Origin of the sequence: Microlunatus elymi, from assembly GCF_007362775.1 — a bacterium.
In the GTDB taxonomy this organism is placed as follows: Bacteria; Actinomycetota; Actinomycetes; order Propionibacteriales; family Propionibacteriaceae; genus Microlunatus; species Microlunatus elymi.
Window position 1 is genome coordinate 4,106,997 of the sequence record NZ_CP041692.1, and the last position, 14,408, is coordinate 4,121,404.

A 14,408-nucleotide genomic window follows, 5' to 3' on the forward strand; every position below is an offset into this window, starting at 1 on the left:
CCGGGAGTTTGCTCAATCCGGACGACGCTGTACGCGTTTGGCGGCTGCCTGCCGCAGGGTGGTCCCTGCTTCACGTCGCTCACGCCGCGGCCTGGCCCGCTTGACCCCACGCCGGCGGCGCGGCCAGAACCCGCCGATCACCCGGCCCGGCGGCTCGATCAGCGAATGCCGGGCCAGATCGGCCGCGCCGATCAGCCCGGCGTCGTTGCGGAAGGTGGCCAACTCGATCCGCGCCTGAGGACGGAAGCCACGTCCGGTCAGGGTTCGCTGGAAGGACTCCTTCGTCGGGATCAGCAGCAGGTCGCCGGCCGCACTCACCCCACCGCCGACCACCACCAGCTCCGGATCCAGCGCCGCCGCCAGGTTGGCGATGCCGACGCCCAGCCAGCGGCCGATGTCGGCCAGCAGTTCACGGGCCAGCGGTTCACCGTTGACCGCAGCGTCGGTGATCGCCGGACCGGTGATCTGATCGGGTCCGCCGACCGCGTCCAGCAGTCCTTGCACCACCGGGGAGCCCGACCGGACCAGCTCCTTGGCGTCGCGCACCAAGGCGTTGCCGGAGGCGTACTGCTCCCAACAGCCACGGTTGCCGCACTCGCACAACTGGCCGCCGGGGACCGCGATCATGTGGCCCCATTCGCCTGCCATTCCGTAGCTGCCGCGGAACAACTGCCCGTTCAGCACCAGTCCGCCGCCGATGCCGGTGCCCAGCGTGATGCAGACCATCACCGAGGCACCCTTCCCGGCCCCGTACCGGTATTCGGCCCAGGCCGCGGCGTTCGCGTCGTTGTCGACGATCAGCGGCAGGTCGATCCGCTGCTCCAGCCGCTGTTTCAACGGCTCCTGCCGCCAGGCCAGGTGCGGCGAGAACCGGACCACGGCCTGGTCGGTGTCGACCCAACCGGCCGCGCCGATGCCGACCGTCTCCACTCGGTGTCGATGCCGGAGCTTGCGCACCACCTCGGCGATCGTGTCCTCGACCGCGACCGCGCTCCGCGACGGGGTCGCCGCAAGTTCGCGTTCGACGATCTCCCCCTGGCCGTTCACGACGCCGGCGGCCACCTTCGTGCCGCCGATGTCGACGCCGATGCTGTACGGGACCGCCGCGGTCGGCAGCGCCTTCGCCGGCGAGCGCGCGGCGCGGGTCGTCGCGCGCGGCGCACGCGCTGCGCGGGCCATCAGCGGGCACCCGCGGGATCGGCGATCAACGCAATCCCCGGCCTGGGAGCGTGCCGAACGATCCGCTCTGGTGCGAGCGTCTTGTTCGACACCCTCCTAGCCAGGTGGAGGTCGCTGCTCGATCGGGTGTTGTCCACCCGGTCACCCTAAGCCGCGTCCAGTCCGAGTGCTGCGCGCACCGTACGGCGTGCCCGGAGCTGTCCGTAACGGTCGGCCACGTGCTTGCGGCCGGCCGCCCCCATCCGCCGGGCCCGATCCGGATCGGCGAGCAGCTCGACGATCCGCTGCGCCAGCTCGTGCGGGTCGTCGGGATCGACCACGAAGCCGGTCTCGCCCTCTCGTACGGTTTCCGGGGCGCCGCCGGAGCGGCCGGCGATCACCGGCAGTCCGCTCGCCGACGCCTCGGCGAACACGATCCCCAGACCTTCCGGATTCAGCCCGGCCAACCGGGTGCGTACCGGCAACGCGAACAGTCGCCCGGTACGCAGCACCCGCGCGACCTGGGTTCGTGGCAGCGAGCCGGTGAAGCGGACCGTTCCGGTCAGCCCGAGTCGACCGGCCAGCCGGCGCAGCGTTCGAGCCTGTGGACCGTCGCCGACCAGCACCAACTCGGGATCCGGTCCGGTCCATCCGCGATCCAGCACCAGCCGCCAGGCTCGCAGCAGCGTGTCGAAACCCTTCTGCCGTACCATCCGGCCGACCGCGACGCAGCGCGGCCGACCATGATCATCAGCGGCGATGGCGGCGGGCCGGAAGAGGTCGAGATCGACCGGCGGAGACAGCATGATCAGCTGCTCTCCCGCCCGCGCCGACAGCGCCGGCCCGATCCGCCGTCGGGTGTAGTCGGAGATCGTCGAGACATGATCAACTTCGTCGGCCATCCGATGCAGCAGGCCGCTGCTTCCGGGCAGACTGGCCCACCAGGTCTCGTGACCGTGACTGATCGCCAGCAGCCGATCGGCACCGGCGGCACGAACCGCCGGCGCCAGCAGGGCCAACGGCGCCATCGCCCCGAAGATCACCGAGTTGATCTTGTGTTCCTTGATCAACTTCGCGGCGAGCCGGGCGATCGTGGGCTGAGGCAGCAACAACGAACCGCTCCTGATCACCGGGAACGGCAGTTCTTGATCATGGACCTGCCAGCCGCGGGTGTGTCGGGTGAGCACGACCACGTTGTCGTCCAGCAGACCGCAGAGATCGAAGACGAAGCCCTCGATGCCGCCGATGGTGGGTGGGAAGTCGTTGGTGATGATCAAGGTCGGCGGCATCTCAGAGTTGCCTTCGCCGAGCCGCAGCGGACAAGTAGTTTCGCCAACCGGCGACGAGTTGATCTTGGTCGATGCCGAACGCCGTACGGGCCGCGGCGTCGATCTGCCCCGAGGCGGAACGGTTCACCGCGGCGTAGAAGGCGAACAGCGCGTCGCTGCCGTAGCGCCGGGCCAGATAGCGGCAGGCCAGCCAGCTCTGCGCGTACACAAGATCAAGATCTTCGGCGCTGCCGGTGAAGTCCCGGTCGGTGGGCAGCTGCCGCGGAGCTCCGGAGTCGGACACCCGTTGCAGCAACGCCCGGGCCGCCGCCTGCTGAGCATCCGGGTAGTCGCGGTAGGCGACGTAATCGGCGAAGCCCTCGATCAGCCAGGTCGGCGCGGCCGAGGTCGGCGACGCGGTGGCCACATGTACCGCCTCGTGGGTCAGCACGATCCGGGCGCCCAGGTCCGGCTGCAGATTGCCCGAGTTGATCATGATCCGGATCGGCGCCGCGGCGGTCTGACTGCCGTCGGGCCAGGAGATCGCGGCCAATGCGGCCTCGGTCCCCTTCTTCACGCCCAGCAGCTGCTCCAGCCGGTTCTCGCTGCTCGGGATGATCACCACCAGCCGGCCGTTCCACCGCCGCCACGGTCCGTCCGGTGCGGACGCGAACTGCACGCTCACATCCCGGGCCGCGCGGTCGGCGCGGCCCAGCCAGGACGTCAGTTCGACCCCCGGACCGCCGATCACGGTCGCGTGTTGATCATGGTCGACCCGGATCGGTTCCAGCCACCAGATCGGCGTCGGCCGGTGACCGCCCGGCGCGTCGGTGACGCCGGCCCAGCGCAGCCCGGTTCCGGTGTCGTCCCCGGCGCCGGTCCGTTTATCCGGGGTGAAGGTCATCCAGACGGTCTGGTCACTGGGCGCCCGGTCCCCCGGCACCTGCCAGCGAAGCTGCACCTCGGCCGCGTACGCGCCCGGACCGAGCAGCGCCCGACGCTGCCGACCCAGTGCTGCGGTTCTTCCGGTGGCTCGCAGCTGCAGCACCGTCGGCGACAACCTGCCCAGATTGGCGAAGATCATCCGTGCGGTGCCGGTGAACTTCGGATCGCGGTCGGTGATCAGCGCGCCGAAGGCCGTCGAATCCTGATCACCGAGGGCGGTCGCCAGCCGATTCAGCAGTCGGTCATCGGCCCGGATCCGATCCGGGTTGCCCGCGACGCCGGTCGACGACGGCCGGCCGTCAGACGGCGAGGCGACCCCGGTCGAGCGCCCGGCCGAGGTCGGCGCGTGCGTCGCCGAGGTGGTCGGGACGGGCGGCGCGGACGGCGTACTGCAGCCGGCGAGGAGGCCGACGAGACCTGCTACCGCCAATCCCCGAAGGGTTCGATCAGCCCGGACGGCGGGCACCGGAGAACGGCATGTAGCTCATCTTGGTGTATTCCACCGATTGGCCGGGACGGGGCGCGTGGATGATGGTGCCGCCGCCGACGTAGATGCCGACGTGGCTGGGCGAGCTGCCGTAGAAGAAGACCAGGTCGCCCGGCTGCAACTGATCCCGGCTGACCGAGACCCCGTCGCCGAACTGCGCCTGAGAGGTGCGGTCGAGCTGCACGCCGACCGACTTCCACGCGGCCAGGGTCAGCCCGGAGCAGTCGTACGAGCCCGGTCCGGTGGCCCCGAACACGTACGGCTTGCCGATCTGTGCCTTGGCGAAGGCCACCACCTGCGCACCCTTGCCCGAGGCCGCCGGAGCGGCTGCGCCCGAAGATCCGCTGGTCGCCGCGGCCGGATCGGCGTTGTTGCTGGTGTTGTTGCTGCTGCGGCTGGTGGCGTTGCCGCCGCGCGTCGCCGTCGTACCGGCATCGGCGGCGGTGGTGGTGGCCGCGTCGGCCGCCTTCTGCGCCTCGTCGGCCTGCCGCTTCTGCTCGGCGGCGATCCGCTGCCGCTCCTCGGCGCTCAGCTTGTCCAGCACCTGCTGGGCCTGATTCACCTTGTCGTCGGCCGCCGTACGCAGCTGCTTGAGCTTCTTCTTGTCCTCGGTCAGCGTGGCCACGTCCGCCTCGGTGGAACGCTGCAGATCGCCGAGGTTGGCCTGCTCGACCTGGTAGTCCTGGAGGGTCACGTTCTGGTTCTGGCTGACCTTCTCCACGGTGGCGATCTGGTTCAGGAAGCCGGTGGCGTCGCGGGTCAGGAACAGCCGCGTCCGGGTGTCCAGCGAGCGGTTCTGGAACTGTGCCAGCGCCACCTTCGACACCTGTTGACGCATCGCGACGACCTTCGCGGACTGCTTCTTCAGGTCAGCCTGCTTCTGCTTCAGCTCGGTCTGGCTCTTGCTCAGCTTCTGCTGCAGCGCCAGGTATTGCTGGTCGGTCGCTTCCGCTTCCTGCTGCAGCTTCTCGACCTGGGCCTTGGCCTGGGAGACGTTCTGCGGTGCGGGATCGGCGGTGGCATCGGGGGCACAGAAGATCACGGCGCCGAGGGCCAGCCCCGACAACGAAACAGCCAGTCCCCGCCGAATCAGCGAGCGTGAGGTCACGCGCAGTCCTTCCAGTTCTCAGGCGCCGAATCCAGCCGTGGGCATGACCGAACGCAGGTCACTGCCCGGCTCCTGTCCATCCTCGGTGCATGACCCCCGTCGCGACCATGGATGTCGGATCCGCGAGCGTCCGGCTGGCAGCCCCTACCACCCGACGTGCCGGACACTAGGGAGCACACTAGGTCACGATTTGGTCACTGGCAATTCCCGGCCCGAAATCCGGTCGTGTGGCAGAGCTCACAGCCCACCGATCGGCCGGCGGATCCCCGATCGGGCGCGGCTTCGACGGCACGTCCAACAGCACCGCGACCACGCACTCCCCGCAACTCGCGCCGTCGTCACGAACCGGGCAGCCGCCGCAATCCATCCTGCTCAACTCACTCATGGGCACAATCTGAACCAGGCCGCCGACAAAACGTCTCCCGCAGCGTCGGGACCGGGCCCGCGCGAGAACCAGGACCGTTTTGTCAGTGCCCGGTTCTACGGTCCTGCCATGACCAGCCGGACCCGGGAGAACTCGCTGCAGGACTCGTTCGCCGACCTCGGCGTGCCCCTGTGGGACACCACCTTCTGCGTGGTCGATCTGGAGACGACCGGTGGCGCCGAGACCGACTCGATCACCGAGATCGGCGCGGTGAAGGTGCGCGGCGGCGAGGTCCTGGGTGAGTTCCAGACGCTGGTCAATCCGCACACCCACATTCCGCCGTTGGTGGCGGTGTTGACCGGGATCACCAACCAGATGGTCGCCTCCGCGCCACCCATCAGTGAGGCGTTGCCGGCCTTCCTGGAGTTCGCCCACGGCACCGTCCTGGTGGCCCACAACGCCCGCTTCGACGTCGGCTTCCTGCGCCGTAATTGCGCCGAGCTCGGCTACCCCTGGCCCAAGTTCGGGATCCTGGACACGGTCGCGCTGGCCCGCCACATCCTGCTCGCCGACGAGGTGCCGGACTGCAAGCTGTCCACGCTGGCCAGACACTTCCACACCACCGCGACCCCCAACCATCGAGCGTTGACCGACGCCCAGGCCACCGTCGACGTGCTGCACGCGTTGATCGAGCGGGTGGGCAATCTCGGCGTCGGGACGTACGAGGAGTTGCGTGAGTTCACCCGCAAGGTGTCGCCCCAACGCCGGTCGAAACGCAGCTGGGCCAAGGAGTTGCCCGAAGCCCCCGGCGTCTACTTCTTCGTCGCCGACGACCAGCTCTCCGGCGACCCCGAAGCCAGGCAGATCCTCTATGTCGGCAAGAGCAGCAACCTGCGCCGCCGTGTCCGCAGCTATTTCACCGCCGCGGAGAAACGGCCGCGGATGGAGGAGATGATCCGGGTCGCCACCGGGGTCGAGGCCTATCCGTGTCAGACCCCGCTGCATGCCGAGGTGACCGAGCTGCGGATGATCGCGACGCACGCACCCCGCTACAACCGCCGCTCCAAATTCCCCGAGCGGCAGCAGTGGATCAAGATCACCACCGACGCCTACCCGCGGCTGTCCCGGGTCGCGCAGGTGAAGGAGGACGGGGCTACCTACTTCGGCCCGTTCAGTCGCCGCCAGCAGACCGACGACGTGATCGACGCGTTGTACGACGCGTTCCCGATCAGGCAATGCACCCAGCGGCTGTCCCCGACCCGGCCGTCTCCCGCATGCGCGCTGGCGGAAATGCATCGCTGCGCTGCTCCCTGCGACGGTTCGATCAGCGTCGAGGGTTACCACGATCTGGTCGAGCAGGTGCGGGACACGCTCACCCGGGACGTTCGCGGAGCGTGTACGGCGCTGCGGCTGCGATTGCGCCGGCTGGTCGCCGAACAACGCTACGAGGAGGCCGAGATCCTGCGCCGTCGGTTGGCCGCACTACTGGATGCCGGCGCCCGTTTTCACCGGGTGTCCAGCCTGGCCGGCTGCCGACAGATTGTCGCCGCCCGCTGGGTGGCGCCGGACTGGCAGATTCACGTCATCCGGCACGGCCGGCTGGCCGCGGCCGGACTGTCCAAACCGGGCGAGGTGCCGCAGGCGGTGGCCAGGGCGCTGATCGCCACCGCCGAGACCGTACCGGCGCCGATCGGCCCGCAGTCCGGGGCGACCGTCGAGGAAACGCTGCGGATCGCCGACTGGATGGAGCAGCCGGGGGTTCGGCTGATCGACATCGACGGCGACTGGGCCTGGCCGTTGCACGGCGTGCTCAGCCACGAACAACTGGTCGGCCATGTCCTCGGAGCCTGAGCGTGGACTGGGCGAGGCTGGCAGGAGGCCCGGTGCTCCCGCCCGCCGATCGATTGCAGGCCGCATTGGATCGGTGGGGCTGTCGCGTCGCCGGCCCCGAACTGCGGGGTGGCATGTCCTCGGTGATCCCGGTGGTTTCGGCGGACGGATCGTCGTTGATGGTGAAGGTCCTCGAGGTCGGGCCGGCGAAGGCCGAGGCGATCGCGCTGCGCGCCTTCCCGCCCGTGGCGGCCGTCCGTTGCTTCGACCATGCCGAGGATCTCGGCGCCCTGCTGCTCGAACGATTGACCGCGACGTCGCTGTCCGGAGTCCCGGCCGACCAGTCCATCACGGTGCAGGCCAGGCTGGCTCGCCAACTCGCGGTGCCAGACCCGGACGGCATCAGCCGGCTTGCCGACGCAGACCTCACCGGGCATTTGCGCCGGCTGCTGCGGCAGTGCCCGTCATTCCTCAGCCACCGGAGTGTCGCCGCTGCCCGGAACACGCTGGACGATCTCCCCCAGGAACCGACCACGTCACTGACCCACGGCGACCTGCACGCGCTCAATGTGCATCAGGACACCGACGGGAATTGGCGAGCACTCGACCCCAGTCCGCTGGTCGGCACCATCGCCTTCGAGAGCCACACCGTCATCGTTGAACGCGATCGGCTCCGGGACGTCATCGAGGCCGGGACGGCCGAGGTGCATCGTCGACTCGCCCTGTTCGCCGAGGTCGCCGAGGTCGATCCGGAGCTGTCCGAGCGGCTGTGTCAGGCTCGAGCGGTCCTGTCGGCGCTGTACGAGCAGGGTCGCGGCAACACCGGGTTGGGTGATGGCCTGCGCTGGATGGCCGAGGCGCTGACACCGGCACGACCGCGGTGACGTGGAAGTTGCCGGCCGAATCTTGGCCTGTATTGGACCTACGGACCCCAGACCAGCGTGTAGCGGAAGAAGAGCCCGCGGCGGATCCGAGCGCCAGGCAGCACCCGGTCGGCGACCTGCTTGATCTCCTCCAGCGTCTCTTTGGGGTCTCTCGCCGGTGCCGTCATACCCACTGGTTCGCGACCGTCGGCGCGAGGATGCAGCAGTAGACCCACCAGCGGGTTGAGCAGCACCGAGAGCGCCGACCACGGTCCGTCGGCACGGGTCTCCCGACTCAGCCCGACGACGACCAGCCGGCCGCCGGGCTTGATCATGATTCGCAGCGAGGACAACGTCTCCTCCAGCGGCAGGTGATGCAGCACCGCCACCAGGGTGACCAGATCCCAGGAGCCCGGCGGCCGCTGGTCGAACGATCCTTCGACGACCCGCACCGTCGGCGATTCGGCGAATCGTCCGAGGGCGATGGCCGCCGTTGCCGAATCGGGTTCCAGCCCGGTCACCTCGTCAACGACACCCGGCAGCCGCGCCAGCAGGTTGCCGGTGCCGCAGCCGACGTCGAGCGCGCGACGCGGTCGTACGGTTCCCAGCCGGCGTGCCTGCCTCGTGATCCACCAGCCGTACGCGTCGTTGTGAGACCAGGGATGTCGAGCGTTCAGACGAGTCCACGGGCGCAGCAACCTCAGACACAACTTCTGCACGTCCGGCACGATCGAACGGTATCGCCCACGGCCGTTCTGCCTCGGTTCCGGCTCGGGCCTTCAAATCGCAAGAAGCACGGCCCACAGGCGCGCCCGCGAAAGTGCCGGGAAGATGGCTCGAAATCGTCGAGTTTCTGGTGCACGTCCCCGGCAGATTCCGACGATGGAGGGTGCGAGATCGGGGTCCCCGACAGGTGCAAGACTGACAGGGACGACTTCCTTCAGGGCCGACCACATCCCGTCGCTCGCCGAGGGCCGTCGTCAGCTGACAAACACCCACGTCAAGCGTCGATGGAGACAGACATGTTCGAAGAAGGGCAGCTGTATTCGCCGGTCACCCGGCAGGCAGACGGTCAGGTCGAGGTGCATCTGGGTGAGAATCACCCGGGATTCAAGGACGAGCACTACCGCGCCCGCCGCAACGAGATCGCCGCGGTGGCCACCGATTGGGATCCTCGCGAACCGGTCCCGCACATTGACTACACCGACGAAGAGAATCGGATCTGGGCCACCGTCTGCACCGAGTTGGCACCCAAGCACGAGCACTACGCGCACAGCGAGTACCTCGCCGCCAAGCAGGCGCTCGGCCTGCCGACCGATCACGTCCCGCAGCTGGAGCAGGTGACCGCGTCGATCAAGCCGCTGACCGGCTGGACCTACATCACCGCGCCCGGCCTGGTCGAGTTGCGCGAGTTCTACTCGTCGCTGGGCGACAAGGTTTTCCACTCCACCCAGTACCTGCGCCATCCGTCCGAGCCGCTCTACACGCCGGAACCGGACATCATCCACGAGGTGATCGGGCATGCCAACCAGTTGGCCAGCCCACGCTTCTCGACGCTCACCGCAGCGGCCGGGCGGGCAGCGCAGCGGCTGCAGACCGAGGACGCGCTGAAGTTCCTGGCCGACGTGTTCTGGTTCTCCCTCGAGTTCGGCGTGATCCACGAGGACGGCCTGCTGAAGGCGTACGGGGCCGGCATCCTCTCCTCCTACGGCGAGATGGACGAATTCCGGCAGATGGAGATCCGCCCGTTGGACATCGGCCAGATGGGCACCCTGAACTACGACATCACGTCCTATCAGCCGATCCTGTTCGCGGCCGACTCGCTGGATCAACTGGACGACGTGGTCGGGGTGTTCTTCGAGACCTGCGACGACGAAACCCCGGACCGGGTGCGCCGAGAGCTGCACCTGACGAGCTGAACGCGTCGGGCCGTAGGATGCGGCCCATGGTGACAGCGATCGTGTTCGTCAAGGCCGAGGTGTCCCGGATCCCGGAGGTGGCCGAGGAGATCGCGGCGCTCCGCGGCGTCAGCGAGGTCTATTCGGTGACCGGGACGATCGACCTGATCGCCATGGTCCGGGTGCACAGCCACGAACAGGTGGCCGAGGTGGTCGCCGACCAGCTGAACAAGGTGCCCGGCGTCACCGGCACCGAGACCCACATCGCCTTCCGGGCCTACTCCAGCCACGATCTGGAAGCCGCCTTCGACCTCGGCACGGCCTGAGCGGCGATCACGATGACGCGGTACGACGCTCAGCCGCCGGTCTCCCGAGCTGCCGCAGCCGACGAGCCCGGGACAGAGGTGGCGCCGGTCGACTGGCAGGCCGACCCGGCGCACTGGTTGCCCGGACGATCGTTGCTGATCGTCGCCGGCGCCGCTCTGCTGGCGTTGATCATCACCGTGGTGATCTGCCTGCTGATGTGGTCAACTCCGGCAATGACCCCGCTTCACATTCCCTCGGTCGCCAAGGCCTGAACGGCTTCCCCGCCGAACCCGCGTCGTCCACCAGCCACCACCCGGCAAACCACGGACACCATCCACCACTACCCCGCCTGCTCAGACCGATCGCAACGCAACCGCGCGCGAAGCCGACCGCCGCACCCGATACCGCCGGGTCCGGGCACAGCCGCGCGCAAGATCTACTCCCGCCGCCGGTATTTGGCGCGCGGCGGTCAGTTTCGGGTGCGGGGATCAATTCGCGGGGCGGTTTCGCGCGCGGCGGTCGATATCGAGTGCGGGTGCGACGAGGGCGATCGACTTCGGGTACGGACAATGATCTTGGCTCGGAGGGTCAGGACATGCCGGATCCGGACTCTCGGCCGCGAACCCAGTACTCAGATCACCCCGTAGTTGATCATGGTCTTGCCGGCGACGGCGATCACGCAGACCGCGACGATCATGATCAAGGCCGCGACCTGGACCTGCGATCGCCGAGCTCGCGGCGCGTACACCAGGGCGACTCCGGTCAGGCCGCCGACCAGGATCCCGCCCACCTGGGCGACCCAGGCCAGGCTTTGGAAGCCGATCACGAAGTTCAGCAGGACCAAGATCACCAGCAGCCCGATGTCGCCGCGGATGTCGTCTCCGTGCCGGTACTTGATCACTCCGTTGGCGGCCAGCAGGCCGATCACCGCGGCCGATGCCCCGCCGACCCCGACCAGTGCGGGCGAGCCGAACACGTACAGCAGGGTCGCGCCGCCGAAGCCCGACAACAGATACAGCACCAGGAAGCGCCAGCCGCCCAGGTAATGCTCCAGCGGCCGGCCGACCAACCAGAGCACGAAGGCGATCATCGCCGTGTTCAACAGCCCGTAGGTGAGGAAGCCGTAGCTGATCAGCCGCCAGAACTGGCCGTTCGAGACGGCCAGATTGCTCATCGCGAACATCCCGGTCAGCAGGTGGCCGGTGAACAGATCGAGCAGGTACGTGCCGATCATGATGCCGATCAGCACCTTGGTGACGATGCCGCCCCGCGGCGACAGTGCACCGCCGAAGACGGTACGGGGTGACCGTACGCTCGCGCGGCCCTTCCGGATGCAATCCGGACACTGGAACCCGACCGAGGCCGGATTCATGCATTCGCCGCAGATCGGCTTGCCGCAGCGCTGACAGCGAATGCCCGTGGACCGATCCGGGTGTCGATAACACGCCTCGAAACTCGGGGCGGTGAACTCCGGCCGGCTCACGGGCACTCCTCTGCTCGCACGGACCGCACTCTACGTGTCGGGTCCAATCTGTTCAGCCGGCGATCTCGGCGCTTTCGATCACGACCGGGTCCTTCGGCAGGTCGTTGAAGCCGGTCGCGGTGGTGGCGATCTTGTCCACCACGTCGCGGCTGGCCTGATCGGCCACCTCACCGAAGATGGTGTGCCGACGGTTCAGGTGCGGAGTCGGGCCGACGGTGATGAAGAACTGCGATCCGTTGGTGCCGGGACCGGCGTTGGCCATCGCCAGCAGGTAGGGCCGGTCGAACTGCAGGTCCGGATGGAATTCGTCGGCGAAGGTGTAGCCGGGGCCGCCGGTGCCGTTGCCGACCGGGTCGCCGCCCTGGATCATGAAGCCGGAGATGACCCGGTGGAAGGTCAGCCCGTCGTAGAAGTTGCCGGTCGTCTTCGCACCGGTCTCCGGGTCGCGGTATTCCTTGGTGCCGCCGGCCAGACCGACGAAGTTGGCGACGGTCTTGGGCGCGTGATTGTCGAAGAGATTGATCGCGATGTCGCCGCGATTGGTGTGCAGCGTCACCTTGCTGACGCCTGCTGTGGATTCGGTCACGGTGAGGATTCCTTCTCGCGTGTCGGGGTACTTTGCCCAGACTGTAACTGCCGGCGTCCGGGGCCCACCGAGGGGCAGCCCGGTAACGCTACGGTGGTTCGCAGATCGCGTCGCCTTGGGAGAAGCCCAACGCCACGCGCAACCGAAAGCTGGAGGAATCGTGACTCGCAAGAAAGACAAGGGCCGCCGCGCAGAGCTCGCCGCCGCCCCCCAGAACTTGCCCGTCGGACCGATGGTGCATCAGGCCGCCGACAAGATCGGCCCGTTGGCACACGAAGCTGCCGAGAAGATCGGGCCGTTGGCCCATCAGGCCGCCGATGTGATCGGGCCGTTCGCCCAGGAGGCGGCCGAGCGGCTCGCTCCCCTGGCCCAGGCCGCCAGTGACCGGGTGCAGCCGTACGCCCAGCAGGCCGTCGACCGGGTTCGCCCGTACGCCGAGCGTGCCGCCGAACGGATCGAGCCGTACGCCCACCAGGCCGCCGAACGGCTCGGCCCGTACGCCGAGACCGCGAAGCGACAGGGTGCGCACGCCGCAGCGGAAGCGGTGGAGAAGTGGGGTCCGGTGCTGGATGAGGCGACCGGCAAGATCCCGCCGGCGATCGAGGTCGCCCGGGAGCGGGTGTACGAGGAAGCGCTGCCGGCCATCGCCGAACGGCTGCACGAGATCGCCGACGCGGACGTGGTCGCCGCTGCCTCGAAGAAGGCCGCCGAGCTGGTGCCGGTGAAGCCGGCGAAGAAGAAGGGCCGATGGGGCAAGCGGTTCGCGATTCTGGCCGGTGTGCTGGCGGCCGGTGGCGTGGCCTACGTCGCGGCCAAGAAGCTGCTCGGCGGTGGTCAGGAGAACGAGTGGGAGGCGGCTCGGCCGGCCACCCCGTACTCGTCGACGACGATCACCGAACCGCAGCCGGGTGCCGCGGCCAAGACCGGCACCGACTCGGTCGCGGCCAGCGCGCACACCGCACCGGAGCCGGACGAGGTCGCCGACGCCGAGCCGGCGACGGAAGCCGACAGCAAGCCGGCCCACGCGGCCGACGAGGTCGAAGCCACTGAGGCCGGAACGGGTGAGGAGTCCGGCACCGAGTCCAAGTACGGCGAAGGTTCCTTCATCGGCTCCGAGCCGCCGGAGGGCTTCACCATCAAGGGCAACGAGCGTTCGATGAAGTACCACGTCAGCGATTCCACCGGCTACGACCGGACCAACGCCGACGTCTGGTTCAACAGCGAATCGGCTGCCCAGGCCGCCGGCTTCAGCAAGGCGCAGCGGTAACCGCGAGTCAACCTCGACAACGACGCTCGACAGCGATGGGGGCCCGGCGCATGGCGCCGGGCCCCTCGTTGTCCGGATCCGTCGGCGACGTCGTACGAGATCGGACAACACCTGTACCGAAACGGCCAACACCTGCTGCTCACAACGGCACCCTTTGCAGGGGCTTTCCCGCAGTAACCGATCACTACCCGGGGAAGCGAGCCATTCATGATGATCAGCCAGTGTCTGCCGGACCACCGGTGCGTGTCGCACGACCGGTGCCTGCGCGACGACCGGGATGCCGAGTTCCTCGAACTGCTCGGGCCCGACTGCGACGATCTCGACACCGATGACGAGATCGACTGGGTCGACGCAGCCCCGTTCCGGGCGCACCTGCGCCGGCTGATCCGCGAGACCGGCGTGGGTTGGCGCACCCTCGCCGCCCTGGCGGAGGTGCCGGCGGCCACGGTCCAGCGGCTGCTGCTCGGCCACCCGGGTCGGCCGATGCGGCAGTTGCATCCGACCATCGCCAAGCGGTTGTTCTATCTCAGCCTCGACGTGGTACGCGACGCAGCGATCGTGCCGATCCGGCCCGCCCGGAGCCGAGCGCTGATCTGCTGGCTCCTCAGCCAGGGTTGGTCGCTCGACGAGCTGTCGCAGCGCGCGGGCCTTCCGGGCGCAGGATTGGCCGAGCTGGCTGACGGCAGGTCGACCAGTTGCACCCAGCTGACCGCAGCGACGGTGCGTGCTGTGGCCCAGCAGCTCAGCGATCGGGCGACGCCGATGACGCCCGCGGCCGGCATGGAGCTGGCGATCGCCGGATGACCGTGTTACCGATGTCGCCGGCCGCCCTCGCGCTGATGTCG

The 14,408-nt window shown here is 68.6% G+C and carries 14 protein-coding genes; 7 read left to right on the forward strand and 7 right to left on the reverse strand.

Annotation, left to right across the window (positions count from 1 at the left end):
• Nucleotides 1–12: 12 nt before the first annotated feature.
• The 4 genes from FOE78_RS18485 to FOE78_RS18500 form a co-directional block, all read right to left on the reverse strand.
• Nucleotides 13–1,179 carry an ROK family glucokinase gene (locus FOE78_RS18485; protein WP_143987589.1) on the reverse strand — a complete coding sequence of 389 codons (1,167 nt, stop codon included), beginning with the start codon at nt 1,177–1,179 and terminating at the stop codon, nt 13–15.
• Between the two features lie 146 nt (nt 1,180–1,325).
• Nucleotides 1,326–2,447 (reverse strand): glycosyltransferase family 4 protein, encoded by a 1,122-nt coding sequence (locus tag FOE78_RS18490; protein WP_143987590.1) that lies wholly within the window; start codon nt 2,445–2,447, stop codon nt 1,326–1,328.
• A gap of 1 nt (nt 2,448) precedes the next feature.
• On the reverse strand, nt 2,449–3,801 hold the full coding sequence (locus tag FOE78_RS18495) for a peptidase MA family metallohydrolase (RefSeq protein WP_143987591.1): 1,353 nt from the start codon (nt 3,799–3,801) through the stop codon (nt 2,449–2,451).
• A 16-nt stretch (nt 3,802–3,817) separates the two neighbouring features.
• Nucleotides 3,818–4,966 carry a C40 family peptidase gene (locus FOE78_RS18500; protein WP_143987592.1) on the reverse strand — a complete coding sequence of 383 codons (1,149 nt, stop codon included), beginning with the start codon at nt 4,964–4,966 and terminating at the stop codon, nt 3,818–3,820.
• 493 nt (nt 4,967–5,459) lie between these two features.
• Between FOE78_RS18500 and FOE78_RS18505 the strand changes: the two genes are divergently transcribed.
• Both FOE78_RS18505 and FOE78_RS18510 read left to right on the forward strand, forming a co-directional pair.
• On the forward strand, nt 5,460–7,181 hold the full coding sequence (locus tag FOE78_RS18505) for a DEDD exonuclease domain-containing protein (RefSeq protein WP_143987593.1): 1,722 nt from the start codon (nt 5,460–5,462) through the stop codon (nt 7,179–7,181).
• Nucleotides 7,182–7,183: 2 nt separating this feature from the next.
• The gene (locus FOE78_RS18510) at nt 7,184–8,044 is read left to right on the forward strand and encodes an aminoglycoside phosphotransferase family protein (protein WP_143987594.1); all 861 of its coding nucleotides are present in this window, start codon (nt 7,184–7,186) and stop codon (nt 8,042–8,044) included.
• A gap of 38 nt (nt 8,045–8,082) precedes the next feature.
• Here FOE78_RS18510 and FOE78_RS18515 read toward each other — a convergent pair whose 3' ends face one another.
• Nucleotides 8,083–8,751, reverse strand: coding sequence for a class I SAM-dependent methyltransferase (locus FOE78_RS18515; protein ID WP_210414661.1), 669 nt, complete (start codon nt 8,749–8,751; stop codon nt 8,083–8,085).
• Between the two features lie 294 nt (nt 8,752–9,045).
• Here FOE78_RS18515 and FOE78_RS18520 point away from each other — a divergent pair, with 294 nt between their 5' ends.
• From FOE78_RS18520 to FOE78_RS18530, 3 genes are read left to right on the forward strand one after another with little or no spacing between them, the layout of a single operon-like run.
• Nucleotides 9,046–9,942, forward strand: coding sequence for a phenylalanine 4-monooxygenase (locus FOE78_RS18520; RefSeq protein WP_143987595.1), 897 nt, complete (start codon nt 9,046–9,048; stop codon nt 9,940–9,942).
• Nucleotides 9,943–9,968: 26 nt separating this feature from the next.
• Nucleotides 9,969–10,247 (forward strand): Lrp/AsnC family transcriptional regulator, encoded by a 279-nt coding sequence (locus tag FOE78_RS18525; protein ID WP_143987596.1) that lies wholly within the window; start codon nt 9,969–9,971, stop codon nt 10,245–10,247.
• Between the two features lie 12 nt (nt 10,248–10,259).
• Nucleotides 10,260–10,499 carry a hypothetical protein gene (locus FOE78_RS18530; RefSeq protein WP_143987597.1) on the forward strand — a complete coding sequence of 80 codons (240 nt, stop codon included), beginning with the start codon at nt 10,260–10,262 and terminating at the stop codon, nt 10,497–10,499.
• A 359-nt stretch (nt 10,500–10,858) separates the two neighbouring features.
• Here the strand turns inward: FOE78_RS18530 and FOE78_RS18535 are convergent, their stop codons facing one another.
• Both FOE78_RS18535 and FOE78_RS18540 read right to left on the reverse strand, forming a co-directional pair.
• The gene (locus FOE78_RS18535; protein WP_168207587.1) at nt 10,859–11,710 is read right to left on the reverse strand and encodes a rhomboid family intramembrane serine protease; all 852 of its coding nucleotides are present in this window, start codon (nt 11,708–11,710) and stop codon (nt 10,859–10,861) included.
• 52 nt (nt 11,711–11,762) lie between these two features.
• On the reverse strand, nt 11,763–12,296 hold the full coding sequence (locus tag FOE78_RS18540) for a peptidylprolyl isomerase (protein ID WP_210414662.1): 534 nt from the start codon (nt 12,294–12,296) through the stop codon (nt 11,763–11,765).
• A 160-nt stretch (nt 12,297–12,456) separates the two neighbouring features.
• On the opposite strand from FOE78_RS18540, the gene FOE78_RS18545 reads away from it, so the two are divergent.
• Together FOE78_RS18545 and FOE78_RS18550 are read left to right on the forward strand one after the other, a co-directional pair.
• On the forward strand, nt 12,457–13,563 hold the full coding sequence (locus FOE78_RS18545; RefSeq protein WP_143987599.1) for a sunset domain-containing protein: 1,107 nt from the start codon (nt 12,457–12,459) through the stop codon (nt 13,561–13,563).
• Between the two features lie 207 nt (nt 13,564–13,770).
• The gene (locus FOE78_RS18550; protein ID WP_143987600.1) at nt 13,771–14,367 is read left to right on the forward strand and encodes a hypothetical protein; all 597 of its coding nucleotides are present in this window, start codon (nt 13,771–13,773) and stop codon (nt 14,365–14,367) included.
• Nucleotides 14,368–14,408 lie beyond the last annotated feature (41 nt).

What these genes read in the sequence shown, in the direction of transcription:
- FOE78_RS18550 (WP_143987600.1), top strand. Translation starts at nt 13,771, where the DNA reads ATGATGATCAGCCAGTGTCTGCCGGACCACCGGTGCGTGTCGCACGAC.
- FOE78_RS18530 (WP_143987597.1), top strand. Translation starts at nt 10,260, where the DNA reads ATGACGCGGTACGACGCTCAGCCGCCGGTCTCCCGAGCTGCCGCAGCC.
- FOE78_RS18525 (WP_143987596.1), top strand. Translation starts at nt 9,969, where the DNA reads ATGGTGACAGCGATCGTGTTCGTCAAGGCCGAGGTGTCCCGGATCCCG.
- FOE78_RS18490 (WP_143987590.1), bottom strand. Translation starts at nt 2,447, where the DNA reads ATGCCGCCGACCTTGATCATCACCAACGACTTCCCACCCACCATCGGC.
- FOE78_RS18485 (WP_143987589.1), bottom strand. Translation starts at nt 1,179, where the DNA reads ATGGCCCGCGCAGCGCGTGCGCCGCGCGCGACGACCCGCGCCGCGCGC.
- FOE78_RS18505 (WP_143987593.1), top strand. Translation starts at nt 5,460, where the DNA reads ATGACCAGCCGGACCCGGGAGAACTCGCTGCAGGACTCGTTCGCCGAC.
- FOE78_RS18520 (WP_143987595.1), top strand. Translation starts at nt 9,046, where the DNA reads ATGTTCGAAGAAGGGCAGCTGTATTCGCCGGTCACCCGGCAGGCAGAC.